The 24165-nt window shown below is 51.7% G+C and carries 19 protein-coding genes and 7 pseudogenes; 16 read left to right on the forward strand and 10 right to left on the reverse strand.

The window, feature by feature from the left end; translation table 11 throughout:
- On the forward strand, nt 1-468 hold the full coding sequence (bcp, locus tag ACD630_RS12075; protein WP_430359185.1) for a thioredoxin-dependent thiol peroxidase: 468 nt from the start codon (nt 1-3) through the stop codon (nt 466-468).
- Nucleotides 469-548: 80 nt separating this feature from the next.
- Here the strand turns inward: bcp and ACD630_RS12080 are convergent.
- A pseudogene (locus ACD630_RS12080) lies at nt 549-749 on the reverse strand (hypothetical protein); the annotation flags it as partial.
- Between the two features lie 31 nt (nt 750-780).
- On the opposite strand from ACD630_RS12080, the gene ACD630_RS12085 reads away from it, so the two are divergent.
- The 10 genes from ACD630_RS12085 (at nt 781) to hemB (ending at nt 10482) form a co-directional block, all read left to right on the forward strand.
- Entirely contained in the window at nt 781-1605 is an 825-nt protein-coding gene (locus ACD630_RS12085; protein WP_430359186.1) for an IS630 family transposase, read from the forward strand.
- A gap of 204 nt (nt 1606-1809) precedes the next feature.
- Nucleotides 1810-3360 (forward strand): DNA recombination protein RmuC, encoded by a 1551-nt coding sequence (rmuC, locus tag ACD630_RS12090; RefSeq protein WP_430359187.1) that lies wholly within the window; start codon nt 1810-1812, stop codon nt 3358-3360.
- A gap of 263 nt (nt 3361-3623) precedes the next feature.
- Entirely contained in the window at nt 3624-4379 is a 756-nt protein-coding gene (gene ubiE, locus ACD630_RS12095; protein WP_430360011.1) for a bifunctional demethylmenaquinone methyltransferase/2-methoxy-6-polyprenyl-1,4-benzoquinol methylase UbiE, read from the forward strand.
- Nucleotides 4380-4403: 24 nt separating this feature from the next.
- Nucleotides 4404-5012: a ubiquinone biosynthesis protein UbiJ gene (ubiJ, locus tag ACD630_RS12100; RefSeq protein ID WP_430359188.1), complete on the forward strand. Its 609-nt coding sequence runs from the start codon at nt 4404-4406 to the stop codon at nt 5010-5012.
- The gene (gene ubiB / locus ACD630_RS12105) at nt 5009-6652 is read left to right on the forward strand and encodes a ubiquinone biosynthesis regulatory protein kinase UbiB (protein ID WP_430359189.1); all 1644 of its coding nucleotides are present in this window, start codon (nt 5009-5011) and stop codon (nt 6650-6652) included. The genes ubiJ and ubiB overlap by 4 nt, the downstream gene beginning before the upstream one ends.
- Before the next feature lie 240 nt (nt 6653-6892).
- Nucleotides 6893-7174, forward strand: a complete 282-nt coding sequence (gene tatA / locus ACD630_RS12110) for a Sec-independent protein translocase subunit TatA (protein WP_430359190.1) — start codon at nt 6893-6895, stop codon at nt 7172-7174.
- A gap of 3 nt (nt 7175-7177) precedes the next feature.
- Nucleotides 7178-7768, forward strand: coding sequence for a Sec-independent protein translocase protein TatB (gene tatB / locus ACD630_RS12115; protein WP_430359191.1), 591 nt, complete (start codon nt 7178-7180; stop codon nt 7766-7768).
- 3 nt (nt 7769-7771) lie between these two features.
- On the forward strand, nt 7772-8554 hold the full coding sequence (gene tatC, locus ACD630_RS12120) for a Sec-independent protein translocase subunit TatC (RefSeq protein WP_430359192.1): 783 nt from the start codon (nt 7772-7774) through the stop codon (nt 8552-8554).
- A 107-nt stretch (nt 8555-8661) separates the two neighbouring features.
- A complete protein-coding gene (tatD, locus tag ACD630_RS12125; RefSeq protein WP_430359193.1) occupies nt 8662-9444 on the forward strand; it encodes a 3'-5' ssDNA/RNA exonuclease TatD in 783 nt (260 codons plus the stop codon).
- 15 nt (nt 9445-9459) lie between these two features.
- Nucleotides 9460-10482, forward strand: coding sequence for a porphobilinogen synthase (gene hemB, locus ACD630_RS12130; protein WP_430359194.1), 1023 nt, complete (start codon nt 9460-9462; stop codon nt 10480-10482).
- Between the two features lie 81 nt (nt 10483-10563).
- On the opposite strand, the gene rfaH is transcribed toward hemB, so the two are convergent.
- Complete coding sequence (rfaH, locus tag ACD630_RS12135) at nt 10564-11052, reverse strand: transcription/translation regulatory transformer protein RfaH (RefSeq protein WP_430359195.1); 489 nt, start codon at nt 11050-11052, stop codon at nt 10564-10566.
- A 147-nt stretch (nt 11053-11199) separates the two neighbouring features.
- On the opposite strand from rfaH, the gene ubiD reads away from it, so the two are divergent.
- Both ubiD and fre read left to right on the forward strand, forming a co-directional pair.
- Entirely contained in the window at nt 11200-12687 is a 1488-nt protein-coding gene (gene ubiD / locus ACD630_RS12140) for a 4-hydroxy-3-polyprenylbenzoate decarboxylase (protein ID WP_430359196.1), read from the forward strand.
- A gap of 54 nt (nt 12688-12741) precedes the next feature.
- Nucleotides 12742-13443 carry an NAD(P)H-flavin reductase gene (gene fre / locus ACD630_RS12145; RefSeq protein WP_430359197.1) on the forward strand — a complete coding sequence of 234 codons (702 nt, stop codon included), beginning with the start codon at nt 12742-12744 and terminating at the stop codon, nt 13441-13443.
- A gap of 161 nt (nt 13444-13604) precedes the next feature.
- Here fre and ACD630_RS12150 read toward each other — a convergent pair.
- Both ACD630_RS12150 and ACD630_RS12155 read right to left on the reverse strand, forming a co-directional pair.
- Nucleotides 13605-13703, reverse strand: a pseudogene (locus ACD630_RS12150) (hypothetical protein); the annotation flags it as partial.
- Nucleotides 13704-13775: 72 nt separating this feature from the next.
- Nucleotides 13776-13955 (reverse strand): annotated as a pseudogene (locus tag ACD630_RS12155) (tyrosine-type recombinase/integrase); the annotation flags it as partial.
- A 37-nt stretch (nt 13956-13992) separates the two neighbouring features.
- Here ACD630_RS12155 and ACD630_RS12160 point away from each other — a divergent pair.
- From ACD630_RS12160 to ACD630_RS12170, 3 genes and pseudogenes are all read left to right on the forward strand, one after another.
- Nucleotides 13993-14142, forward strand: coding sequence for an IS630 transposase-related protein (locus ACD630_RS12160; protein ID WP_430359198.1), 150 nt, complete (start codon nt 13993-13995; stop codon nt 14140-14142).
- A 56-nt stretch (nt 14143-14198) separates the two neighbouring features.
- Entirely contained in the window at nt 14199-15122 is a 924-nt protein-coding gene (locus tag ACD630_RS12165) for an IS5 family transposase (protein WP_430359199.1), read from the forward strand.
- Nucleotides 15123-15180: 58 nt separating this feature from the next.
- Nucleotides 15181-15912, forward strand: a pseudogene (locus ACD630_RS12170) (IS630 family transposase); the annotation flags it as partial.
- On the opposite strand, the pseudogene ACD630_RS12175 reads toward ACD630_RS12170, so the two are convergent.
- The 6 genes and pseudogenes from ACD630_RS12175 to relA form a co-directional block, all read right to left on the reverse strand.
- Nucleotides 15862-16618: pseudogene (locus ACD630_RS12175) on the reverse strand (MFS transporter); the annotation flags it as partial. The pseudogenes ACD630_RS12170 and ACD630_RS12175 overlap by 51 nt on opposite strands.
- Nucleotides 16613-17401 (reverse strand): annotated as a pseudogene (locus ACD630_RS12180) (helix-turn-helix domain-containing protein); the annotation flags it as partial. The pseudogenes ACD630_RS12180 and ACD630_RS12175, both read right to left, overlap by 6 nt.
- A 185-nt stretch (nt 17402-17586) precedes the next feature.
- Nucleotides 17587-18882, reverse strand: a complete 1296-nt coding sequence (gene eno, locus ACD630_RS12185) for a phosphopyruvate hydratase (RefSeq protein ID WP_430359200.1) — start codon at nt 18880-18882, stop codon at nt 17587-17589.
- Between the two features lie 80 nt (nt 18883-18962).
- Nucleotides 18963-20600, reverse strand: a complete 1638-nt coding sequence (gene pyrG, locus ACD630_RS12190) for a glutamine hydrolyzing CTP synthase (protein WP_430359201.1) — start codon at nt 20598-20600, stop codon at nt 18963-18965.
- Nucleotides 20601-20949: 349 nt separating this feature from the next.
- A pseudogene (gene mazG / locus ACD630_RS12195) lies at nt 20950-21702 on the reverse strand (nucleoside triphosphate pyrophosphohydrolase).
- A 226-nt stretch (nt 21703-21928) separates the two neighbouring features.
- Complete coding sequence (gene relA, locus ACD630_RS12200) at nt 21929-24160, reverse strand: GTP diphosphokinase (protein WP_430359202.1); 2232 nt, start codon at nt 24158-24160, stop codon at nt 21929-21931.
- Nucleotides 24161-24165: the final 5 nt, after the last annotated feature.

A 24165-nucleotide genomic window follows, 5' to 3' on the forward strand; every position in this document is an offset into this window, starting at 1 on the left:
ATGAACACACTGAAAGCCGGTGATACCGCACCGAAATTTAGCTTGCCCGACCAGGATGGCGAACAAGTAAATTTAACCGACTTCCAGGGACAAAAAGTGTTGGTCTATTTTTACCCTAAAGCGATGACGCCGGGATGTACCGTGCAAGCCTGCGGTTTGAGTGACAACATGGACGATCTGAAGAAACATGGCGTGGAAGTGTTGGGTATTAGCACCGACAAACCGGAAAAACTGTCTCGCTTTGCGGAAAAAGAGCTGCTGAACTTTACGTTGTTGTCCGACGAAGATCATCAGATCTCACAAGCCTTCGGCGTGTGGGGCGAAAAGACATTTATGGGAAAAACCTACGACGGCATCCACCGTATCAGCTTTTTGATTGATGAAGACGGTAAAGTGGCGCACGTGTTTGATGATTTCAAAACCAGCGATCACCACGATATCGTACTGAACTATCTGAAAAGCGCCTGATAGCGCGCCAAGTATCCACCGGCACTGTTATGGTGTCGGTGTTTTTGAGCCTGTTTAAGATTTTGTGTAAATGCCTTTCCTCAGAAGTGACCGTTAAGGCGGTCACCGAACTCGATAATAAAGCGACTCATTGCCATACGCCAGTCCTGTAAGGGCATCGTCCATTTCTGTGATGCCGCCTGGATTGCCAGCCATACGACCTTCTTCACCAAGTCATCAGTCGGGAACACCTTGCGTTTCTTGATTGCATGCCGGATCACGCTGTTCAGTGATTCTATAGCTAAACGACTTAATTTTGATCACATTATTTAAATGAGCTATTCAATTGATTTTAGACGTAAAGTGATATCTACACGGGAAGAAGAAGGGTTGAGTATCCGAGAAACAGCGAAGCAATTTCGGATTGGCCCTGCCTCTGTATCGCGTTGGATTAATCAAATAGCGTCAAAAGCATCGACCACGCGTCAGCGAAAGAGCGATAAATCTGAGTTGATGAAAGATGTTGAACCATATCCAGATGCTTACCAAAAAGAACGTGCAGAGCGTTTTGGCGTTTGTCAGAAGGCCATTTGGCAAGCTCTTAAAAAGCTGGGATTGACCTATAAAAAAAACTCTACGTCATCCGAAAGCCGACGAAAGCGCCCGGCAAGCATTTCAACAAAAAAACAACAGTATGAAAAAGAAGGTAAACCTATTGTTTTTATTGATGAAAGTGGTTTTCCACACGATACCCCACGGACTCACGGCTATTCCCCAAAAGGTCAACGGTGTTTTGGCCTGAAGAACGGGGGAGTCAAGGGAAGAACAAATGTTATCGGCGCGTTATTAGGCACAACGCTGTTTGCTATCGGATTATTTGATATCAATATTAACAGCGATGTTTTCTATTCCTGGGTCACACAAGTTCTTATCCCAGTACTCCCTAAAAACAGGGTAATCGTGATGGGCAATGCAACTTTTCACAAAAAACATAATATTCAACAAGTCATCATCGATACAGGGTATATGGTGGAGTATTTGCCTACATATTGGCCAGATCTTAACCCCATTGAGCATAAATGGGCACAAGCAAAAAAAGAGAGAGTGGTTGCGATACAGAGATTTTGTTCTCAGTCCATATGGTGTAATCAAAGTTAAGTCGCCTAGCTATATCAGGGCCGGATTTCCGGCCCTTTTTTATTCAGCCAATAACCATAAGCCATAACACAAGACGCCTCGCATTTTAACCATTTCACCGCCGACAACGATGCCGCTTTACGTTGGCCTGCGTTATTCTTTCTGGACATACATACAGTATCACTTTACCTTAACGGACAGTGGCGATAACGAAAGGAATGCGACGTGGATATCACCCTCTTTTACTGTGTAGGCGGCGTGCTGGTGGGATGGCTGGTTGCCAGTCTGCGTTACCAGCAACGCCGCGCCCGGCAAGAAACGGAACAACGTATACAAGAACAAGCGTTACAGCAGGCGCAAAGCGCGGTACGTGAGCTTCAGCTTGCGCGTGATAAGGACGAACAGCGCCTGCGTCAGGATGATATGGAACTGCGTTTGATGCACGGTAAACTCACCGCCCATCAGGAAAAGCTGCTGGTCATCTCCCGGTTGCAAGAGGAGTGCAACCAGCTCAACCAGGAATTGCGCGCGCTGCGCGAAGCAAACGGTGCGCAGGAAGCGGAACTGCGTGAAGTCACCATCCGTTTGGAAGAGACGCGCCTCGCTGCTGAGGAAAAACAGCGCTTGTTAATCAACAGTGAGCAACGCCTGACGACACAGTTTGAAAATCTGGCTAACCGGATTTTTGAGCACAGCGGTCGCAGGGTGGATGAACAAAATCAACAGAGCCTTGATAAACTGCTGACGCCGCTGCGGGAACAACTGGACGGTTTTCGTCGTCAGGTCCAAGAGGGGTTCGGCAGTGAAGCGCGTGAGCGCCACACGCTGGCGCATGAAATTCGCCAGCTGCAGCAACTCAACGTGCAAATGGCGCGAGAAGCGGTCAACCTGACGAAAGCCTTGAAAGGCGATAATAAAACCCAAGGGAACTGGGGCGAAGTGGTGCTGGGACGCGTGCTTGAGGCTTCGGGCCTGCGTGAAGGCCATGAATACCAAACGCAGGTCAGTATCCAGACGGGCGCAAACGGACGCATGCAGCCGGATGTGATCGTTCGTCTCCCGCAGGGCAAAGATGTGGTGATTGATGCCAAGATGTCGCTGGTGGCCTATGAGCGCTACTTTAACAGTGAGGACGACGGGGAACGCGCCAGCGCACTCAGCGAGCATATCGCCTCCGTGCGCGGGCATATCCGTCTGCTGAGCAATAAGGACTATCAGCAATTGCCGGGGCTGCGCTCGTTGGACTATGTGCTGATGTTTATCCCCGTCGAGCCTGCCTTTCTGGTTGCTATCGACCGCCATCCTGAATTGATCAGCGAAGCCCTGCAACACAACATCATGTTGGTAAGCCCTACCACGCTGCTCGTCGCGTTACGAACCATCACCAATCTGTGGCGTTATGAACAGCAAAGCCGCAATGCGCAGCAGATCGCCGATCGTGCCTCTCGGCTGTACGATAAACTGCGTCTCTTCGTGGAAGACATGGCGGCGTTGGGGCAAAATCTGGATAAATCACAGGTTAGCTATCGGCAGGCTATGAACAAACTGGCTTCCGGGCGCGGCAATCTGATAGCCCAGGTAGAAGGTTTCCGTTCCCTTGGTGTTGAGGTTAAGCGTACCATAAGCACCAACGTGGCAGAGCAAGCGCTGCTCTCTGCTGAGGCTAACGACGAGACCGGGCGGCTGTCTCAGCAGCCTGAAGCAATGCAAACTGACATCCCGACCAGCGGAGAACAACCTGCCAGTGCAGACGTGGGAATATCGAACAAGCTGTGATGCGTTGCGTATGTTCACGTTTTACAACTTTATTCAGTGCATAAGAGCGATGGGTTTTTAAGCCTGGTCTGTTACACTCTCCCCATTAAGGGGTAGTTTCAAAATTCGATGTACCCCTTCGATTGTTGATGCGAAACGCACACAGACACGCCAAGCTCGTGTTGCGCATAACGCTCGACAGCGCAATGTGAGCGGTGAGTCTAGCCGAGAGTGCGCAAAGGGGATTGACCACAATTCTGATTTGGAAAAGTAGGGCGAAGAACATGACGAACGATCCGGAGAAAACCACGCATTTTGGTTTTCGTACTGTCGATAAAAACGATAAAGAGGCCATGGTAGCGGGCGTATTTCACTCCGTAGCGGGAAAATATGACCTGATGAACGATTTGATGTCCTTCGGGATTCATCGTGCCTGGAAACGATTTACCATTGAGTGCAGCGGCGTCCGGCGCGACCAGCGCGTGCTGGATCTGGCGGGCGGAACGGGGGATTTGACGGCTAAATTCTCACGTCTGGTCGGCGAAGCGGGGGAAGTGGTGCTGGCCGATATCAATGCTTCCATGCTGAAAGTGGGACGCGAAAAGCTCCGCAATCTGGGGATTATTGATAACGTCAGCTATGTGCAGGCCAATGCGGAGGCGCTGCCCTTCCCGGATGACTACTTTGACTGCATCACCATTTCTTTCGGTTTACGCAACGTGACGGATAAAGACAAAGCGCTGCGCTCCATGTTCCGCGTCCTGAAGCTCGGCGGCCGTTTGCTGGTGCTGGAGTTTTCCAAACCGACGTTGAAACCGCTCAGCAAAGTCTACGATTTCTACTCATTCCATGTTTTGCCGCGTATTGGCGATATGGTGACCAAAGATGCGGGCAGCTACCGTTATTTGGCGGAATCGATACGTATGCATCCGGATCAGGAAACGCTGAAGGGCATGATGGTGGATGCGGGCTTTGACAGTGTAAACTACTTCAACCTCACGGGAGGCATTGTCGCGTTACACCGTGGGTTCAAATTTTAAGTTGTTTTATAGTGGGAAACGCTGATGCTGATAACGTCTGTGCTGACTGCCGCGCTGGAAACGGCGTTAAATAGCCTGCTTTTTCGCGAACGTAGCTTGAAAGCGGCGCGCCAGCGACTACAGGGAAAAACGCTCAAAATTGTGTTAGCAGAACTGCCAGTGCCGCTGGTATTGGTCTTTGGTGAGCACCGCGTTGATGTGGTAAGCCAGTGGGCTGATACGGCGGATTGTCAGTTAGAAACCCGGATACCCGCATTGCTCACGTTGCGCGATCGCCAGCAGCTTTCATCGCTGATGCGTCGTGGTGAACTGCTCATTGAAGGGGATATGCAGGTTGTCCAACACCTTGTCAATCTATTGGATTTGGCAGAGTGCGACCCTGCAGAGTGGCTTGCGCCTTACACGGGCGATGTTTTTGCGCAAGGCATTGGTCAGACAGTACAAGGCGCGTTTCGCGGTGCGGCCCGTTTGTTCGATCGCCAGCGGCGTTATTTGGCAGAAACCGTAACGGAAGAGTGGCGGCTTACGCCTGGGCGTTTAGAAGCGGCCTGGTGGTATGATGAAGTGGCCGCGTTAAGCGATGACGTCGATACGCTGGCGGCACGACTGGCGAAGCTGGAGTCTGCCGCATGACGCCAAGTGAATTGCTACGCCTTTACCACATTATTCGCGTCATGTTGAGCTATGGGCTCGATGAATTGATCCCGCATTTGCGCATCACCTTACCGTTGCGTATCTGGCGCAAATTCCTGTTCTGGATGCCAAACCGACATAAGGACAAACCGCTTGGTGAACGTTTGCGTTTGGCGTTGCAGGAATTGGGCCCGGTGTGGATCAAGTTCGGTCAGATGATCTCTACTCGACGCGATCTTTTTCCACCGGAGATTGCCGATCAGCTCGCTATCCTTCAGGATCGCGTCGATCCTTTTGACGGTAAACTGGCTCGTGAGCAGATCGAACTTTCGATGGGGGGCATTCCACTCGAAAGCTGGTTTGATGATTTTGAAATAGTGCCACTGGCCTCTGCATCTATCGCACAGGTACATACTGCGCGGCTCAAAACAAATGGCCAGGAAGTGGTTATCAAGGTCATTCGTCCTGATATCCTCCCTGTCATCAAGGCTGATATGCGGCTGATGAACCGTTTGGCGGGCTGGTTGCCGATGCTGTTACCGGATGGACGACGCTTGCGCCCGCGAGAGGTCGTGCATGAGTACGAAAAAACCCTGCTTGATGAATTAAACCTGCTGCGTGAAGCGGCAAATGCCATTCAATTGCGCCGTAACTTTGATGGCAGCCCGATGCTGTATATTCCGGAAATCTATTCGGATTATTGCAGTGAAAACATGCTGGTGATGGAGCGTATCTACGGTATTCCGGTCTCAGACGTTGAGGCGCTGAAAGCCAACGGCACCAATATGCCGCTGCTGGCGGAGCGTGGCGTGCAGGTGTTCTTTACTCAGGTGTTCCGCGACAGCTTCTTCCACGCCGATATGCATCCGGGAAATATTTTTATCAGCTATGAACACCCTGAAAACCCACAATATATCGGTATTGATTGTGGCATCGTTGGGTCATTGAACAAAGAAGATAAGCGCTATCTGGCAGAAAACTTCATTGCCTTTTTCAATCGCGATTATCGTCGCGTTGCTGAACTGCATGTGGATTCCGGTTGGGTGCCTGCCGATACTAATGTTGAAGAGTTTGAATTTGCGATTCGCACCGTGTGCGAACCCATTTTTGAAAAGCCGTTGGCAGAGATCTCCTTTGGGCATGTGTTATTAAACTTGTTCAATACCGCGCGCCGCTTCAACATGGAAGTGCAGCCACAGTTGGTCTTGTTGCAAAAGACGTTGCTCTACGTTGAAGGTGTAGGCCGCCAGCTTTACCCGCAGCTGGATTTATGGAAAACAGCCAAGCCTTTTCTGGAGTCGTGGCTGAAAGATCAAATGGGGGTTGCTGCACTGATTCGCGGATTGAAAGAAAAGGCCCCCTTCTGGGCGGAAAAACTGCCGGAAATTCCCGAGTTGATTTACGATGGTTTGCGGCAGCATCGGCTGCTGCGTCGCAGTGTGACACAACTGACAGATGAACTGTGCGTGCAGCGAGTGCGTCAAAGCCAGTCGCATTATTTACTTGGTGTTGGCGCGACGTTGCTGCTGGCTGGGTTACTCATGTTGGTGGGGCGTCAGGATCTCCCGGAAGTGATTTCGGCGGGGTTAATGGCCGCTGGTGTTGTGAGCTGGGTCATTGGTTGGCATCGTACACGTTGAAGCAGATCATGACAGGCGCTATTAATAGCCGTACATAATAGTTACGGTTTTGACCTTATATGCCTTTCCGCCACAGGAAAAAGGCGTTGCAGGAAACGCAAACCGAGCACATCCTCTGGGCATGCATTCTCTAGGTAAGAATAACGCGCGGTGACTCGTTTTTGGACAAAATGCACACACGAACGTTTGCGGTGTGAAAGATGATAGATAACTCCCCTTTGTAGAAAAGAGGTAATTGGTATGGGTGGTATTAGTATTTGGAACTTGTTGATCATTGCGGTGATCGTGGTGGTGCTGTTTGGTACTAACAAGCTGAGAACGCTAGGCTCCGATTTGGGCGCATCGATTAAAGGCTTTAAAAAAGCCATCAGCGATGACCAACCTTCGTACGCTGACAGCGCATCTGCAAACCAGAATGAAAAAACACAGCAGGATGCCGATTTCGCGACGAAGTCCATCACGGAACAACAGGCTAACGCAAAATCAGAAGAAACGAAGAGCCAGCATAAAGAGCAGGTATAATCGGTGTTTGATATCGGATTTGGTGAGCTGATGCTCATAATGGTGATCGGCCTGGTAGTACTCGGGCCTGAACGCCTGCCTGTTGCGGTTAAAACGATTGCTGGTTGGGTCAGAACGCTGCGCTCGCTGGCGTCTACGGTGCAAAATGAGCTGACCCAAGAGTTGAAGTTGCAAGAGTTGCAGGACAGTTTGAAGAAGGTGGAGCAGGCTAGCCTGAAAAACCTTTCCCCAGAGCTGAAAGCCTCTATGGACGAACTCAAAGACGCGGCGGACGCGATGTGGCGCGGATATGTGAAACCCGGTGACAGCGCCACGGCGCAGCTGGGTGAGGTGCCACATAAACCGCTGGCTGATGCTGAAGCAGCTCATGATGGGGTTATCAGCACCGAGCAAGCCTCTTCGCCATCCTCATCCCTTATCGATGTGGCACCGCCTGCGGCAGTGAATCGCGCACCAGAAGCGCCTTCTGCAACGGCTGTGCCTGACAATACGCCAGCTGTCGCTGCCGTGGCACCGACCGATGATGTACCCAATAAGCGTGCAGCGCCTGCTCCGGCTGTCGCGCCTTCCCAACCCTCTGCTGATGAACGCTAATCTATGGTCGTTGAAGATACACAACCGTTAATCAGTCACCTGATTGAGCTTCGCAAGCGCCTGTTAAACAGCATTCTTTGTGTGCTGGGCGTATTTGTCGTGCTGGTTTTTTTTGCTAACGACATCTATCAGATTGTCTCGGCACCGCTTATTGAACAACTGCCTGCCGGGGCCAGTATGATTGCCACCGATGTGGCTTCCCCGTTCTTTACGCCGATTAAACTCACGATGATCGTGTCGGTGTTTGTCGCTGCACCGTTGGTGTTGTATCAAGTCTGGGCGTTTATCGCTCCAGCGCTGTACAAACATGAACGTCGCCTGATGATGCCGTTGCTGTTCTCCAGCAGCCTGCTGTTCTATGCGGGTATGGCATTTGCCTACTTTGTCGTGTTCCCACTGGCGTTTGGCTTTTTTGCCAAGACAGCGCCACAGGGTGTGCAAATCGCCACTGATATCAATAACTACCTCGATTTCGTGATGGCGCTGTTTATGGCGTTTGGCGTCTCTTTCCAGGTACCTATTGCTATTGTACTGCTGTGCTGGAGCGGTGTGACCAACACGGAAGATTTGAAGAAGAAGCGGCCTTATGTGCTGGTTGGCGCTTTCGTTGTCGGTATGCTGCTGACGCCGCCGGACGTGTTCTCACAGACGTTGTTAGCTATTCCGATGTACCTGTTGTTTGAAGTCGGCCTGTTCTGCTCACGTTTTTACGTGGGGAAAGGACGCCGTCAGTATGAGGCGGAAGAGCGCGAGGCAGAAGAAAGCAACGAAGATCCATCGTCCTGAATCCTGTTGTTATCGCCGCTTAGGCGGGGATTTCCTCCAATCTGCATCTGCTTCCCTTCGGGACACGCTCGCCGGAGCGGGAGTGTCATTACCATTCAGGAATGTCCATGTTTGATATCGGCGTCAATCTGACCAATAGCCAATTTGCTCACGATCGTGCTCTGGTCATTGAGCGTGCTCAGGCGTTTGCGGTAAGTGGAATGATCATCACCGGAACCAACCTGCATGAAAGTGAGCAGGCGCTGGCGCTGGCACAGGAATACCCAGACTATTGCTGGTCGACGGCGGGTGTGCATCCCCATGATGCCAGTAGTTGGTCGACGGCGGTGGCGGAACGGATTTCGCAGTTGGCGCAACAGCCTGCAGTGGTAGCGCTGGGCGAGTGTGGACTGGACTTTAATCGCAATTTCTCAACGCCTGATGAGCAGGAACACGCTTTTTCCGCGCAGTTAGCGTTGGCCGCAGAGCGGGAGTTACCCGTATTCTTGCATTGTCGTGACGCCCATGAGCGTTTTATCGCGCTACTCTCCCCCTGGTTGGATAAGCTGCCGGGAGCAGTGCTGCACTGTTTCACGGGGACTGAACAGGAGTTGGATGAGTGCTTGCGTCTTGGGCTTTCGATTGGCATCACCGGTTGGGTGTGCGATGAGCGACGCGGAATTGCACTTCGCCATCTGCTAAAACAGATTCCCATCGACCGCCTGTTATTGGAAACAGACGCGCCCTATTTGTTACCCCGGGATTTATCACCAAAACCTGCATCCCGGCGTAATGAACCCTGCTTTTTGCCGCATATCGTTCAGCAGGTTGCTGCTTGGCGCGATGAAGACGCCAGTATGTTGGGGCAAAAAGTAGATGAAAACGCACGCCGGATTTTCCGGCTGCCATGATTCTGGAGAATAATTATGAGCAATGTTTTTCCTGGCGCTTTTCCCGACCGTCGCCTGCGCCGTTTACGCCGTCATGATTTCAGCCGTCGCCTTGTTGCTGAAAATCAGTTGACGGTCAATGACCTTATTTATCCTGTCTTTGTGATGGAAGGCAAAAATCAGCGTCAGGAAGTGTCTTCGATGCCGGGCGTATACCGCATGACGCTCGATCTACTGGTGAAAGAGGCGGAAGAACTCACCAAGCTGGGTATCCCGGTGCTCTCACTGTTTCCGGTGATCGATACCGACAAGAAGTCGCTGAACACTGAAGAAGCCTATAACCCCGAAGGGCTGGTGCCGCGTGTGATCCGCACGCTCAAAGATGCAGTGCCGGAGCTGGGGTTGCTGACAGACGTTGCCCTGGATCCTTATACCACGCATGGGCAAGACGGCATTATTGATGAGGATGGCTATGTGATCAATGACATCACCAAATCCGTTCTGGTGCGTCAGGCGCTGTGTCATGCACAAGCGGGGGCAGAAATCATTGCACCAAGCGACATGATGGATGGCCGCATTAGTGCCATACGCGCCGAGTTGGAAGCGCAGCATCTGGTGAACACCCAGATCATTGCTTACTCGGCAAAATATGCGTCTTGCTACTATGGGCCTTTCCGCGATGCGGTAGGTTCGGCAAGCAATCTGAAGGGGGGTAACAAAAAAACCTATCAGATGGACCCGGCCAACGGGGATGAAGCCTTACAGGAAGTTGCCCAGGATTTGCAGGAAGGCGCGGACATGGTGATGGTGAAACCCGGTATGCCCTATCTTGATGTGCTGCATCGTGTTAAAGAAACGTTTGGCGTGCCGACCTTTGCCTATCAGGTCTCTGGTGAATATGCCATGCACATGGCGGCCATTCGCAACGGCTGGCTTCAGGAGCAGCCGCTGGTGATGGAGTCACTGCTGTGCTTCAAACGCGCAGGGGCAGACGGAGTACTGACCTATTTTGCCAAGCAGGTCGCACAATGGCTGCGTGACGAACAGCTTTCCCGCTAATCGTCCTATCCGCTCAGACCTGTCCGTTCGCCGTCCGTGAGTGTTCTTACCGGCGGCGTTTATTTTGTCGGTTACGCCTGACTACAGCTTTTTGAACTGGCGATTATCGAGGCTTTGCGGCACCTGCTTGTTGAGAAAATTGAGCAGCAGCATGGAGCGTGCTTCACCGTCAGGTTCACTGTAAATCGCCTGTAGCCCGGTAAACACCCCTTCGGTGATCAGCACGGTGTCCCCGGGATACGGTGTTTGTGGATCGTGAATCATCTGTACCGGGTGTTGTGTCAGTTCGGTAATGACGGTCAGGGGGATGACGGCAGGCAGAGCGCCGAAACGGATAAAGTGGCTGACGCCCCGTGTGGCGGCAATCGTGGTGGTATGGATGCGTTCGGGATCGAATTCAATAAACAGGTAGTTGGGAAACAGTGGCTCGCTAACTTCCGCGCGTTTTCCCCGCACGATCTTTTCCATTTTAATCATCGGGCTCAGGCAGTTAACGGCTTGGCGTTCAAGATGTTCCTTGGCGCGCAGCAGCTGCCCACGTTTGCAATACAATAAATACCAAGCTTCCATAATGTGTTGTGTCGATGATCTGTCAGTCGATGAGCATTGCAGGGAAGCATAACAAAACCCTGTGTGGATAAATAGCGGCATGAGGAAGCGACAGAATTGGCAAGAAACCTTATAATGTCGTTTTCACAGACTGCATTGACAATCAGCATGAAATATCGTGAGTTACGTGAATTTCTCGCGCTTCTTGAACAGAAGGGGGAACTGAAACGCATTCGTCACCCTGTCAGCCCCCACTTGGAAATGACGGAGATTGCCGACAGAACGCTGCGTGCGGGCGGTCCGGCGTTGCTGTTTGAAAATCCCACCGGTTATACCATGCCCCTGCTGTGCAACCTGTTTGGCACCCCGGAGCGGGTGGCAATGGGCATGGGACAGGATAGCGTGACGGCGCTGCGTGATGTCGGCAAGCTGCTGGCCTTTTTGAGAGAGCCTGAGCCGCCCAAAGGATTCCGAGACTTGATGGAAAACATGCCCAAATTCCGTCAGGTGCTCAATATGCCCACCAAACGGCTGTCATCGGCTCCTTGTCAGGAGCAGGTCTGGTCTGGGGAAGACGTCGATCTGACTCGTATTCCTGTGATGCAGTGCTGGCCGGAAGATGCTGCTCCCTTGATCACTTGGGGCTTAACGGTTACTCGCGGGCCGCACAAGGCGCGTCAGAATATCGGTATTTATCGCCAGCAAGTGCTTGGTAAAAATAAGCTGATCATGCGGTGGTTATCTCATCGCGGCGGCGCGTTAGATTTCCAGGAGTGGTGTCAGGAAAATCCCAGTCAACGCTTCCCGGTTTCTGTCGCGCTCGGTGCCGATCCGGCGACTATCCTTGCTGCAGTAACCCCGGTGCCAGATACGCTTTCCGAATACGCCTTTGCCGGGCTACTGCGCGGTTATAAAACCGAAGTGGTGAAATGTCTCTCCAATGATTTGGAAGTGCCCGCCAGCGCAGAAATTGTGCTGGAAGGGTACATTGAACCGGGAGAAATGGCGGCGGAAGGGCCGTATGGCGATCACACCGGCTATTACAATGAGGTGGATAACTTCCCGGTGTTTACCGTTACGCATGTGACGCAGCGTCAGGACGCCATTTACCACTCCACCTATACCGGACGCCCACCCGATGAACCCGCCGTATTAGGGGTGGCGCTGAATGAAGTGTTCGTGCCGATTTTGCAAAAGCAATTCCCGGAAATTGTCGATTTTTACCTGCCGCCGGAAGGGTGTTCCTACCGTCTGGCAGTCGTCACCATGAAAAAACAGTACTCCGGTCATGCCAAACGGGTGATGATGGGCGTATGGTCTTTCCTGCGCCAGTTTATGTATACCAAGTTTGTCATTGTCTGCGATGACGACATCAATGCGCGTGACTGGAAAGATGTTATCTGGGCGATTACCACCCGTATGGACCCGGCACGAGATACGGTATTGATGGAAAATACGCCAATAGACTATCTGGATTTCGCGTCGCCGGTGTCGGGGCTGGGTTCCAAAATGGGACTGGATGCCACCAATAAGTGGCCCGCTGAAACTCAGCGCGAGTGGGGGCATCCCATCAAGAAGGATCCTGATGTGTGTGCCCGTATTGATGCCATATGGGATGAGCTTGCCATTTTTAACGACAGCCCACCGCGTGCTTGATGTATGGTGTGCCGCTGTTACTCGTTTTGCTTTTATCACCCTTAGAGGGAATGCATGACAACATTGAGCTGTAAAGTGACATCCGTAGAGGCGATAACGGATACGGTTTATCGGGTACGTTTGTTGCCGGAAGCCCCTTTCTCTTTCCGTGCCGGTCAGTATTTGATGGTGGTAATGGATGAGCGTGATAAGCGCCCGTTCTCAATGGGATCAACGCCGATGGAACAGCAGTTTATCGAGCTGCACGTGGGTGCCTCAGAGCTGAACTTGTATGCGATGGCGGTGATGGATCGTATTCTGAAAGAGCGCGCGCTGACGGTGGATATCCCCCACGGTGAGGCTTGGTTGCGCGAAGAGAGCGATCGTCCGCTGATCCTGATTGCCGGCGGCACGGGGTTCTCTTATGCACGTTCTATCCTGCTGACGGTGCTGGCACATCAACCTGAGCGCGAGATAGCGATCTACTGGGGAGGGCGGGAGATCAAGCATCTGTATGATTTGACCGAGCTACAGGCTCTGGCGAGCCAACACGCGAACTTGAAGGTTATCCCTGTGGTTGAGCAGCTGGAACAGGAGTGGTGTGGCAGAACGGGTACGGTACTTAGCACGGTATTGCAGGATTACGGCACACTGTCAGGTCATGATATCTACATTGCAGGGCGCTTTGAAATGGCAAAAATTGCCCGCGAGCGCTTCTGCAACGAGCGTGGTGCGTTGATTGACCACCTCTACAGCGACGCCTTCTCCTTCATTTGAGTGCCTTAAAAAACGTGCTGTTTCCGATGGAGTTCATCAACGGATGGAAACAGCACGTGTGCTAAAGGTGCACCAAAGCATCTTACGTTGTGACTAGGCAGACCCGCACGAGCCGCAATGGGATGCGCTACCGATTACTTGAATTCACAGGTTTGCACCGTCTAGCGCCGCGCCTGCTCGCTGATGGTGAAGCCCAATCCCGGACGGTCAGAGACCCACATCCGCCCATCGTGCAGTTCCAGCTGTTCGTTAAACAGCGGGATGAAAATTATGGCATTTAGATTCAGAGAGTTACAAGCAATTGATCGAAATTACTCGAAATTTAGTCGAAACTATTCAATCTCACCCCACTCCGACCCTCTTACATCCCGGTACCTATCATTCATCTCGGATGACTTATGTCCCAGCAGTTTTTGCGCATAATCCCTCCCTTTCTCATTAGTGTAGAGACGCGCTGCAAGGCTCCTGATTTCGTGAAATGAAGGGGCTTTTCCTTGCCACGTTAGTCCTGATATAGCTAAACGACTTAATTTTGATTGCATTATTTAAATGAGCTATTCAATTGATTTTAGACGTAAAGTGATATCTACACGGGAAGAAGAAGGGTTGAGTATCCGAGAAACAGCGAAGCAATTTCGGATTGGCCCTGCCTCTGTATCGCGTTGGATTAATCAAATAGAGGCTTTGTTGAATAAATAGAACTTTTGGGTAATCATCGGAGCAGATCAACACAGTTGTTTCAAAATCAGGTCTCCATGGCAAAACAAAATTTTAAAATCACCAGCTGGCCCTCTTATAACAAGGCCCTCAAGCAGCGCGCTTCTCTAACCGTATGGCTAGATGAATCAGCCATTGCTGCATGGACGGAAAAAAACACTACTGAACGGCGTGGACGACCGCTCCACTACTCAGATATGGCCATCACCACAGTCCTGATGATGAAACGCGTGTTTGGCCTTTCATTGAGGGTTTTACAGGGCTTTGGTGACTCGATTTTTAAACTGATTAAATTGTCGCTCCATTGTCCAGACTATTCGCTGCTCAGCAAGCGAGCAAAGACAGTGAACATCAGCATAAAAACGCCAACCCGTGGTGAAATCTCACATCTGGTCATTGATGGAACCGGCCTGAAGGTCTTTGGCGAAGGCGAATGGAAAGTCCGGCAGCATGGTGCCGACAGACGCAGGGTATGGCGTAAGCTGCACCTGGCAGTAGACAGTGTGACGCATGAGATTATCTGTGCGGATTTGTCGCTCAGTGGTACGACTGATGCCCAAGCTCTACCGGCGCTGATAAACCAGAGCCACCGGAAAATCAGAGAGGCATCGGCCGACGGCGCTTACGATACAGTTTACTGCTATGATGCTCTGCTGAGGAAGAAAATAAGGTCGCTTATCCCGCCACGAAGGGGGGCGCAATATTGGCAAGATCGCTACCACAAGCGTAACCCCGCTGTTGCAAATCAGCGCATTAGCGGTAGTAACGATATCTGGAAAAAGAAAGTGGGCTATCACCGGCGCTTAGTGGCTGAAACGGCCATGTTCCGGTTCAAAAGGCTTCTGGGTGGTCATCTAAGTCTGAGAGACTACGATGGTCAGGTGGGTGAAGCCATGGTCATGGTCAAAGCGCTTAACCTGATCACGCTATTAGGAATGCCGAACAGTATTCGCATCACGTAACAATCGACCCGTATGGGGCGCAGTCGTTACAAGTTCTGATTTATTCAACAAAGCCCGAAAGATCGATAAATCCGAGTTGATAAAAGATGTTGAACCATATCCAGATGCTTACCAAAAAGAACGTGCAGAGCGTTTTGGTGTTTGTCAGAAGGCCATTTGGCAAGCTCTTAAAAAGCTGGGATTGACCTATAAAAAAACTCTATGTCATCCGAAAGCCGACGAAAGCGCCCGGCAAGCATTTCAAAAAAAACAACAGTATGAAAAAGAAGGTAAGCCTATTGTTTTTATTGATAAAAGTGGTTTTCCACACGATACCCCATGGACTCATGGCTATTCCCCAAAAGGTCAACGGTGTTTTGGCCTGAAGAACGGGGGAGCCAAGGGAAGAACAAATGTTATCGGCGCGTTATTAGGCACAACGCTGTTTGCTATCGGATTATTTGATATCAATATTAACAGCGATGTTTTCTATTCCTGGGTCACACAAGTCCTTATCCCAGTACTCCCTAAAAACAGGGTAATCGTGATGGACAATGCAACTTTTCACAAAAAACATAATATTCAACAAGTCATCATCGATGCAGGGTATATGGTGGAGTATTTGCCTACATATTCGCCAGATCTTAACCCCATTGAGCATAAATGGGCACAAGCAAAAAGCAAAAAAAGAGAGAGTGGTTGCGATACAGAGATTTTGTTCTCAGTCCATATGGTGCAATCAAAATTAAGTCGCTTGGCTATAGAGCACGCCGTAAGACATCGCCGCCAGACCGAACAGGCAAACCACTAAGCGGTAAGAGGGAGCCGGTCCGAAGCGAATGCACAGCGGGATCATGCAAATCACCGCTAGGAATTGCAGGATAGCCATGGTACCCATCAGGTTGGAAGCCACCGTGGGGCTTTGCATCAGTACAAAGACGACGTAGTAGGTGAACACCGCATTAAACACGTCCTGTGCAATGTAGCCGCCGAGGTACATCCCGAGATGTTGACGGAAAATACGAATGCGCAGCGTGGAAGAGAGTTCGACGCTCAAGCGCTTCAGGCTTTGTCCCAGCGTCAGTGAGTTCCTTTTCTGCCTGTAGTGACGCCGCTGACATCTCTTCGCTCGGCCGTTCCCAAGTAAAGAAATAGACCAGCGTCAGCACTGTGGCGCAAATCACCGAGAACACCAGTCTTGAGTAGAAGAAGGGAATGGAGTTGTCTTTGCCAAAGTGACTGAGCAGAATGCCTGGCAGGAACGCCGCCAGAATGGCAGAAAGCTGCGCCAGCGCAATACGTGCACCGGAGAATTTGGTTTTCTGTTTAAAATCATCGGTCATTTCTGGTACCAGCGTTTCATACGGTACCAGAATCATGGTGTAGACCACATCAAACACCAAATAGGTCAGCAGATAGTACCAGTACCCCATGTCGCCCACCCACATAAAACTGTAGCTAAACATACAGGGAATACCGAGCAAAATAAAGAAGTTACGGCGGCCAAAGCGTTTACCCTTCGTATGCTCGATATCGTTGATAGCCAGATAAAGCTGATAATCATGCTGCTCCACTTTACCACAGTACTCCGTACCCCTGTCGGTCAGTATTCTCAGCACCGGCAGTCCCTGAGCCTCGTAGAACGGGAGTACGCTATCATTGAGCAGGTCGGCGGCGGTGAGCGGTGTTTTATTCGTATACAGCTTGCAGTGTGCCACTTTCGAGTACGTATCCACGAACGTCTGCTGGTAGATACGGCCCACCCCCTTCAGATTGCCCACGTAGAAGGTGTCCTGCGAGCCCAGATACCCGGGATGTGCCGTCTCGATTTCACCGCAGGCCTCATCATCGTGCGCCTTCTTCTCCAGGGCTGCGATTTGAGCGTCGGTAAGGACAATGCCTTCTCTGGCGACCTTTTCCTCAAGCGCCTTCAGGCGTTTACGGAAGTTCTCCAGGTCGTGTCGTTGCCAGATGGAGCGCACGCCGCTGCCGGAGATAAACACGCCTTTTTTACGCAGCTCATTACTGGTCCGGTGCTGCCCATGGGGCGGGAACTCAATAGCATAATCAACAACCGTGCGTTCAGTGGCTTCGTCGGCGCGGTTCTTCAGGTTCGGAACCCAGCGGTTCTGGTTAACCAGCGCATCAATGCCGCCTTCAGCAGCCAGTTCCTGATAACGGTAAAATGTATCGCGTGACACGCCCATGCTCTTGCAGGCTTTTGATACGTTACCGAGTTCTTCGGCGAGATTGAGCAGGCCGGCTTTGTGTTTGATAATGGGATTGTTAGTATGAAGCATGAGAGTTACCTCGCGTTTTGTTTAAGGATTAGACACCCATATCAAAACCGGTAACTCTCAACCTTTCAAGGTCCAGTGTCAGATCTAGTCGCGACTAATACAAATAATAAAACCCGGAGATGCATACACGTTTCCGGGCTTCGATAGCCGGGCGATAAGTCCCGGCAGCAGACAGGCGATTACGCCTAGCCTTTCACTTCTTTCAGACCGTTGAATGCAGCACGGCCAGCCAGTGCTTCTTCGATACGGATCAGCTGGTTGTACTTGGCAAGGCGATCAGAACGACTCATGGAACCGGTTTTGATCTGACCAGCCGTAGTACCTACCGCCAGATCGGCGATGGTAGCGTCTTCGGTTTCGCCAGAACGGTGAGAGATAACGGCAGTGTAGCCCGCATCTTTCGCCATCTTGATAGCAGCCAGAGTTTCGGACAGAGAACCGATCTGGTTAAATTTGATCAGGATGGAGTTAGCGATGCCTTTTTCGATGCCTTCTTTCAGGATCTTGGTGTTGGTTACGAACAGGTCGTCACCAACCAGCTGGATTTTGTCGCCCAGTACTTTGGTCTGGTAAGCAAAACCGTCCCAATCAGATTCGTCCAGACCGTCTTCGATAGAAACGATCGGGTACTCTTTGGTCAGACCTTCCAGATAGTGAGTGAACTCTTGAGAAGTGAAGGTTTTGCCTTCGCCTTTCAGTTCGTAGTTGCCGGTTTCTTTGTTGTAGAACTCAGAAGCGGCACAGTCCATAGCCAGCGTAACGTCTTTGCCCAGCACGTAACCGGCATTTTTTACCGCTTCAGCGATAACAGCCAGTGCTTCTGCGTTGGAGCCCAAGTTCGGCGCGTAGCCGCCTTCGTCGCCAACAGCGGTGTTCAGGCCTTTGCCTTTCAGCACTTTCGCTAGGTGATGGAACACTTCAGAACCGATACGGATCGCTTCTTTCACCGTTTTCGCGCCAACCGGCTGAATCATGAACTCTTGAATATCAACGTTGTTGTCAGCGTGTTCGCCACCGTTGATGATGTTCATCATCGGCAGAGGCATGGAGAATTTGCCCGGGGTGCCGTTCAGTTCAGCGATGTGTTCGTACAGCGGTTGACCTTTGGATGCTGCTGCTGCTTTGGCGTTAGCCAGAGACACCGCCAGAATGGCGTTAGCACCAAAGTTGGATTTGTTGTCAGTACCGTCCAAGTCGATCATTACCTGGTCGATGGCAGCCTGATCTTTGGCATCTTTGCCCAGAATTGCCTGCACCAGCGGTCCGTTCACAGCGGCAACGGCTTTGGTTACTCCTTTGCCCAGGAAACGGGATTTGTCGCCATCACGCAGTTCCAGCGCTTCGCGAGAGCCTGTGGAAGCGCCTGATGGAGCAGCAGCCAGACCAACGAAACCACCTTCCAGGTGCACTTCCGCTTCAACGGTCGGGTTTCCGCGTGAGTCGATGATTTCACGGCCAATGACTTTAACGATTTTGGACATTAGATTTTCCTCAGTACAAGTTAAACTAAAACCTTAGACGAACAACGCGCGGTACTGGACCGCGCGTTGCTGAAAAACCCTTACTTCACCTGACGCTTTTGATACGCGCCAGCGGCTTTAACAAAACCGGCAAACAGGGGATGCCCATCTCGTGGCGTCGACGTAAATTCCGGATGGAACTGACAGGCCACGAACCATGGATGCTCAGGGAGTTCAACAATCTCCACCAGCTTGCGGTCGGCGGAAAGACCAGCAACACGCAATCCCGCCGCTTCAATTTGTTTCAACAGCATGTTATTCACTTCATAGCGGTGACGGTGGCGTTCAATAATGGTTGCCTCACCGTACATCTCGCGCACCAGACTGCCTTCCGCCAAGTGGCACGGTTGACCGCCCACGCGCATGGTGCCACCCAAGTCGCTCTCTTCACTGCGCACCTCAAGGTTACCGTCTTCATCACGCCATTCGGTGATCAGCGCAACAACCGGGTACTTACAGTCTGGCACAAATTCCGTAGAGTTTGCCGCTTCCATACCCACAACGTTACGGGCAAATTCCATCAAAGCGACCTGCATTCCCAGGCAAATGCCCAGATAAGGGATACTATTCTCACGGGCGTAACGCGCCGCCATGATTTTACCTTCAACACCGCGGTAGCCGAATCCCCCTGGGATCAAGATAGCATCAAGATCTTTGAGAACTTCGACGCCGCGGGTTTCTACATCCTGCGAATCGATCAGCTTGATGTTGACGGTCAGGCGATTTTTCAGCCCGCCGTGCTTCAGGGCTTCGATCACCGACTTGTAGGCATCCGGCAGTGCGACATATTTGCCGACCATACCAATGGTGACTTCACCACCCGGATTGGCTTCCTGATAGACAACCTGTTCCCATTCGGACAGGTCTGCTTCGGCGCAACTCAAGCTGAATCGTTTACAAATATAATCGTCCAATCCCTGCGATTTCAAGAGCGCCGGGATTTTATAAATCGAATCAATATCTTTTAAGGAGATTACTGCTTTTTCCGGCACATTACAGAATAAAGCAATCTTTGCACGCTCGTTGGCGGGCACTGTGCGATCGGAACGGCAAATCAGCACGTCCGGTTGAATACCGATAGAAAGCAGCTCTTTTACCGAGTGCTGAGTCGGCTTGGTTTTCACTTCGCCTGCTGCCGCCAGGTACGGTACCAGCGTCAGGTGCATGAACAGGGTATGCTCGCGGCCCACTTCCACCGCCATCTGCCGAATCGCTTCAAGGAACGGCAGAGATTCGATATCGCCGACGGTGCCGCCGATTTCCACCAGCACCACGTCATGGCCTTCACCGCCTTCAATGATGCGTTCTTTAATGGCATTGGTAATGTGCGGAATCACCTGAATGGTTGCACCCAAGTAGTCGCCACGGCGCTCTTTGCGCAGCACATCAGAGTAGATACGGCCGGTGGTGAAGTTGTTGCGGCGCGTCATTTTGGTACGGATAAAGCGTTCGTAGTGGCCCAAGTCAAGATCGGTTTCCGCGCCGTCTTCGGTGACAAACACTTCACCGTGCTGCGTTGGGCTCATCGTGCCCGGATCCACGTTGATGTACGGGTCCAGTTTCATGATGGTAACGTTGAGGGCACGGGCTTCGAGAATAGCCGCCAGAGAGGCTGCGGCAATGCCTTTACCCAGAGAGGATACGACCCCGCCGGTCACAAAAATATAATTAGTTGTCATGCTGAACCTGAGAGTTTAGGTTTATATACCCAAAATAATTCGAGTTGCAGGAAGGCGGCAAGCAAACGAATCCCTAGAAGCCTACTCAAGTAAGTGACTAGAGTGAGCGAGCGCAGCCAACGTACCTGCAACTTGAAGTATGACGGGTATAACGATGGAGTACCAAGACGGGAAAGTAGTATACCTGAACCTGATGAAGGCTACAAATGTTGCTTTTCATCATTGTGGCGATCATAACGTCGTGGCTAAACCGATGTATCACGCACAAATGGCATGAAACATCGGATTAAAAATCATAAAGATAAATAACAAAGCCACCAAAAAAATGCAGTAATACGATAAAAATATCTTAACTGGCCTTTTCTTGACGTTTTACCTGTTCCCAAGCCGCGTCCATTTCCTCAAGCGTCGCCTGTTCAACTGTTTTTCCCGAGGCGATAACAATTTGTTCTACTTGACGGAAACGGCGGCTGAATTTGCGGTTTGCTGCCTGAAGCGCATTTTCGGCTTTTTGACCAAGATGGCGTGAGAGATTGAGCGTAGCAAACAATAAATCGCCCACTTCTTCGGCCAGCTTTTCTTCATCTCTTCATCGACGACTGCCTGCCGGGCTTCATACATCACTTCATCAATCTCTTTATACACTTTGTCGACCACTGGCCCCAGACTGTTCCAGTCGAAACCGACTGACGCACAACGCTGCTGGACTTTGTACGCTTTCATCAAAGCGGGCAACGCGTCAGGAATATCGTCCAACGCAGAGTATAGGGCTTTTTCAGCGCGCTCCTAGGCTTTGGTTTGCTCCCAGTTGGCAAGCTCCGCGTCACTGTCGGTGAGCGTCGCATACCGCAGAAAAATCAAACACCCCCTGCTCTTGCGCCATCTGGGCGTAAAACACCACCTGAAACAACAGATCGCCCAATTCGCTGCGCAGATCGTCGAAATCCTAACGCGCAATAGCATCCAACACTTCGTAGGTCTCTTCCAGCGTGTAGGGCGCGATCGTGTCAAAGGTTTGTTTGCGATCCCACGGGCAACCGTTTTTCGGATCGCGCAATGTATTCATAATGGAAAGAAGACGTTCAATAGCCGCTGCTGTCATGCCTGATTCCTGAATCAATAAAAATCGCGTGCCCCCCTTACTGGAGAAACGCGTTTATACCCGTCATACCTCATGTTGCAGGTGCGTTGACTGCTTTCGCTGACCGAATCACTTACCTGAGGATTCCCTCACTGGCCGCCTTCCTGCAACGCGAATTATTTTGAGTATATTCCGTGATAAATCCCCGCCTACGCGGGGATGACAAAGTGAGGACCTACGTAAAAAATTACGCCCCTTGCTGGCGACGCGCGTCAATGACATCCGGCAGTTGGTTGAGCTTCGCCAGCACCCGTCCCAATACCTGAAGGTTGTAGATCTCGATCTCCATGTCGATCACCGCTATCTGCTGTTTGGTATCACTGCGGCTGGACACGCCCAGCACGTTCACCTTTTCGTTTGCCAGAATGGTGGTGATATCGCGCAGTAACCCACTACGATCGTTGGCGGTTACGCGCACCGTCAGCGAATAGCCGCTGGAGTAGCTTTCCCCCCAGACGGCATCGACAATCCGCTCAGGCGCATGGCTGCGCAGATCGTCCAGCTGCTCACAGTCAGCGCGGTGGATAGAGATACCGCGTCCGCGCGTAATGAAACCGATGATCTCATCGCCCGGGATCGGCTGGCAGCACCGCGCGATATGATGCATCAGATTGCCAACCCCTTCTACCACAATACGGCCGCTGTCTTTGCGGCTGTTCTGCGCTGGCGCTTTCTGCTGGGTAAGTTGACGCAGCGCTTCGCGATCCTGCTCCTCAGCGCTGGGCTGATTGAGCTGCGCCTGAAGGAAGTTCACCATCTGGTTAAGGCGAATATCCCCGCCGCCAATACCGGCCAACAGTTCATCAAGCGAGTTGATGTTATAGCGCGGTAGCAGCAGCTTCTCTGCCGCTTTGAGGCTGATCCCCAAATGTTCCAGCTCGTTATCCAGAATCTGGCGCCCTGCTAGGATATTCTTGTCACGATCTTGCTTGCGGAACCAGTTATGGATCTTGGAACGGCCACGGCTGGTGGTGATATAACCTAGGTTCGGGTTCAACCAATCGCGGCTCGGGTTCGGCTGCTTCTGAGTGATGATTTCAATCTGATCGCCCATTTGCAACTGGTAGGTAAAGGGCACAATGCGCCCGCCAATTTTGGCCCCGATGCAGCGATGCCCAATATCGCTATGAATGTGGTAGGCAAAATCCAGCGGCGTAGAGCCGATTGGCAGATCGACCACGTCGCCTTTTGGCGTAAACACGTAGACACGATCGTCGAACACCTGGCTGCGTACTTCGTCCAGCATTTCGTCTGAATCGGCCATCTCTTCTTGCCAAGTGAGCAGCTTGCACAGCCAGGCAATGCGCCCTTCGTAACCGGAGCGTCCCCTCGCAACCGCGCCCTCCTTGTATTTCCAGTGCGCAGCAACACCCAATTCTGCATCTTCATGCATCTGTTTGGTGCGAATCTGGATTTCAAGGGTTTTGCCCCTCGGCCCCAATACCACCGTGTGGATGGACTGGTAGCCGTTAGGCTTCGGGTTTGCCACGTAATCGTCGAACTCGTCGGGCAGGTGACGGTAGTGGGTGTGAACGATACCGAGCGCCGCATAGCAATCCTGCAAGCGTTCAACCACAATACGCACGGCGCGCACATCAAACAGTTCATCAAACGACAGGGATTTTTTCTGCATCTTGCGCCAGATGCTGTAGATATGCTTGGGTCGGCCATAGACTTCAGCCTTGACGCCCTCTCCCGCCATCGCGGTGCGCAGGGTTTTAACAAAATCGTCAATATACTGTTCACGGTCAATACGTCGCTCGTGCAACAGTTTGGCGATTTTTTTGTATTCATCCGGATGCAGATAACGGAAACAGAAATCCTCCAGCTCCCACTTGAGCTGGCCGATACCGAGGCGGTTCGCCAAAGGCGCGTAGATGTTGGTACATTCCTTGGCCGCCAGCACGCGCTCTTCTTCCGGCGCATCTTTCACTTCACGCAGGTGCGCAATGCGCTCCGCCAGCTTGATCACCACGCAGCGGAAATCTTCCACCATCGCCAGCAGCATACGGCGGATATTGTCTACCTGCTCGGAGGCAACGGAATCGTGTTGCGTCGCTTTCAGCTGACGAATCGCATCCATATCGCGCACGCCGTGCACCAAATCGACGATATTCTTGCCAAAAGCGTCACGCAGCGTGTCTTCATCCACCACGCCGGAGTCAGCCAACGGGAACAGCATCGCCGCGCGCATGCTGTCGTTGTCCATGCTGAGTGTGGAGAGGATCTCCACCATTTCAATACCGCGCCACAGCAGCAACATCGTATCGGGGTGCCCCTGCGTGTGCTGTTCACAATAGCGCCAGGTCTCGGCTAAGCGTTCACACGACTGCTGATTATTGATGCCCAACGATGCAATCCAGGCATCTGGCACAAACTCGCCGTCCGTATTCAAATGCGCACTTCTTACCGCAACCATAAACT

The sequence above is a fragment of the Symbiopectobacterium sp. RP genome, from assembly GCF_050472005.1.
In the GTDB taxonomy this organism is placed as follows: domain Bacteria; phylum Pseudomonadota; class Gammaproteobacteria; order Enterobacterales; family Enterobacteriaceae; genus Symbiopectobacterium.

Coding starts and splice junctions, on each gene's coding strand:
- bcp (WP_430359185.1), top strand. CDS start 1: ATGAACACACTGAAAGCCGGTGATACCGCACCGAAATTTAGCTTGCCC.
- ACD630_RS12085 (WP_430359186.1), top strand. CDS start 781: ATGAGCTATTCAATTGATTTTAGACGTAAAGTGATATCTACACGGGAA.
- ubiE (WP_430360011.1), top strand. CDS start 3,624: ATGACGAACGATCCGGAGAAAACCACGCATTTTGGTTTTCGTACTGTC.
- ubiJ (WP_430359188.1), top strand. CDS start 4,404: ATGCTGATAACGTCTGTGCTGACTGCCGCGCTGGAAACGGCGTTAAAT.
- ubiB (WP_430359189.1), top strand. CDS start 5,009: ATGACGCCAAGTGAATTGCTACGCCTTTACCACATTATTCGCGTCATG.
- tatA (WP_430359190.1), top strand. CDS start 6,893: ATGGGTGGTATTAGTATTTGGAACTTGTTGATCATTGCGGTGATCGTG.
- tatC (WP_430359192.1), top strand. CDS start 7,772: ATGGTCGTTGAAGATACACAACCGTTAATCAGTCACCTGATTGAGCTT.
- tatD (WP_430359193.1), top strand. CDS start 8,662: ATGTTTGATATCGGCGTCAATCTGACCAATAGCCAATTTGCTCACGAT.
- hemB (WP_430359194.1), top strand. CDS start 9,460: ATGAGCAATGTTTTTCCTGGCGCTTTTCCCGACCGTCGCCTGCGCCGT.
- rfaH (WP_430359195.1), bottom strand. CDS start 11,052: ATGGAAGCTTGGTATTTATTGTATTGCAAACGTGGGCAGCTGCTGCGC.
- ubiD (WP_430359196.1), top strand. CDS start 11,200: ATGAAATATCGTGAGTTACGTGAATTTCTCGCGCTTCTTGAACAGAAG.
- fre (WP_430359197.1), top strand. CDS start 12,742: ATGACAACATTGAGCTGTAAAGTGACATCCGTAGAGGCGATAACGGAT.
- ACD630_RS12160 (WP_430359198.1), top strand. CDS start 13,993: ATGAGCTATTCAATTGATTTTAGACGTAAAGTGATATCTACACGGGAA.
- ACD630_RS12165 (WP_430359199.1), top strand. CDS start 14,199: ATGGCAAAACAAAATTTTAAAATCACCAGCTGGCCCTCTTATAACAAG.
- eno (WP_430359200.1), bottom strand. CDS start 18,882: ATGTCCAAAATCGTTAAAGTCATTGGCCGTGAAATCATCGACTCACGC.
- pyrG (WP_430359201.1), bottom strand. CDS start 20,600: ATGACAACTAATTATATTTTTGTGACCGGCGGGGTCGTATCCTCTCTG.
- relA (WP_430359202.1), bottom strand. CDS start 24,160: ATGGTTGCGGTAAGAAGTGCGCATTTGAATACGGACGGCGAGTTTGTG.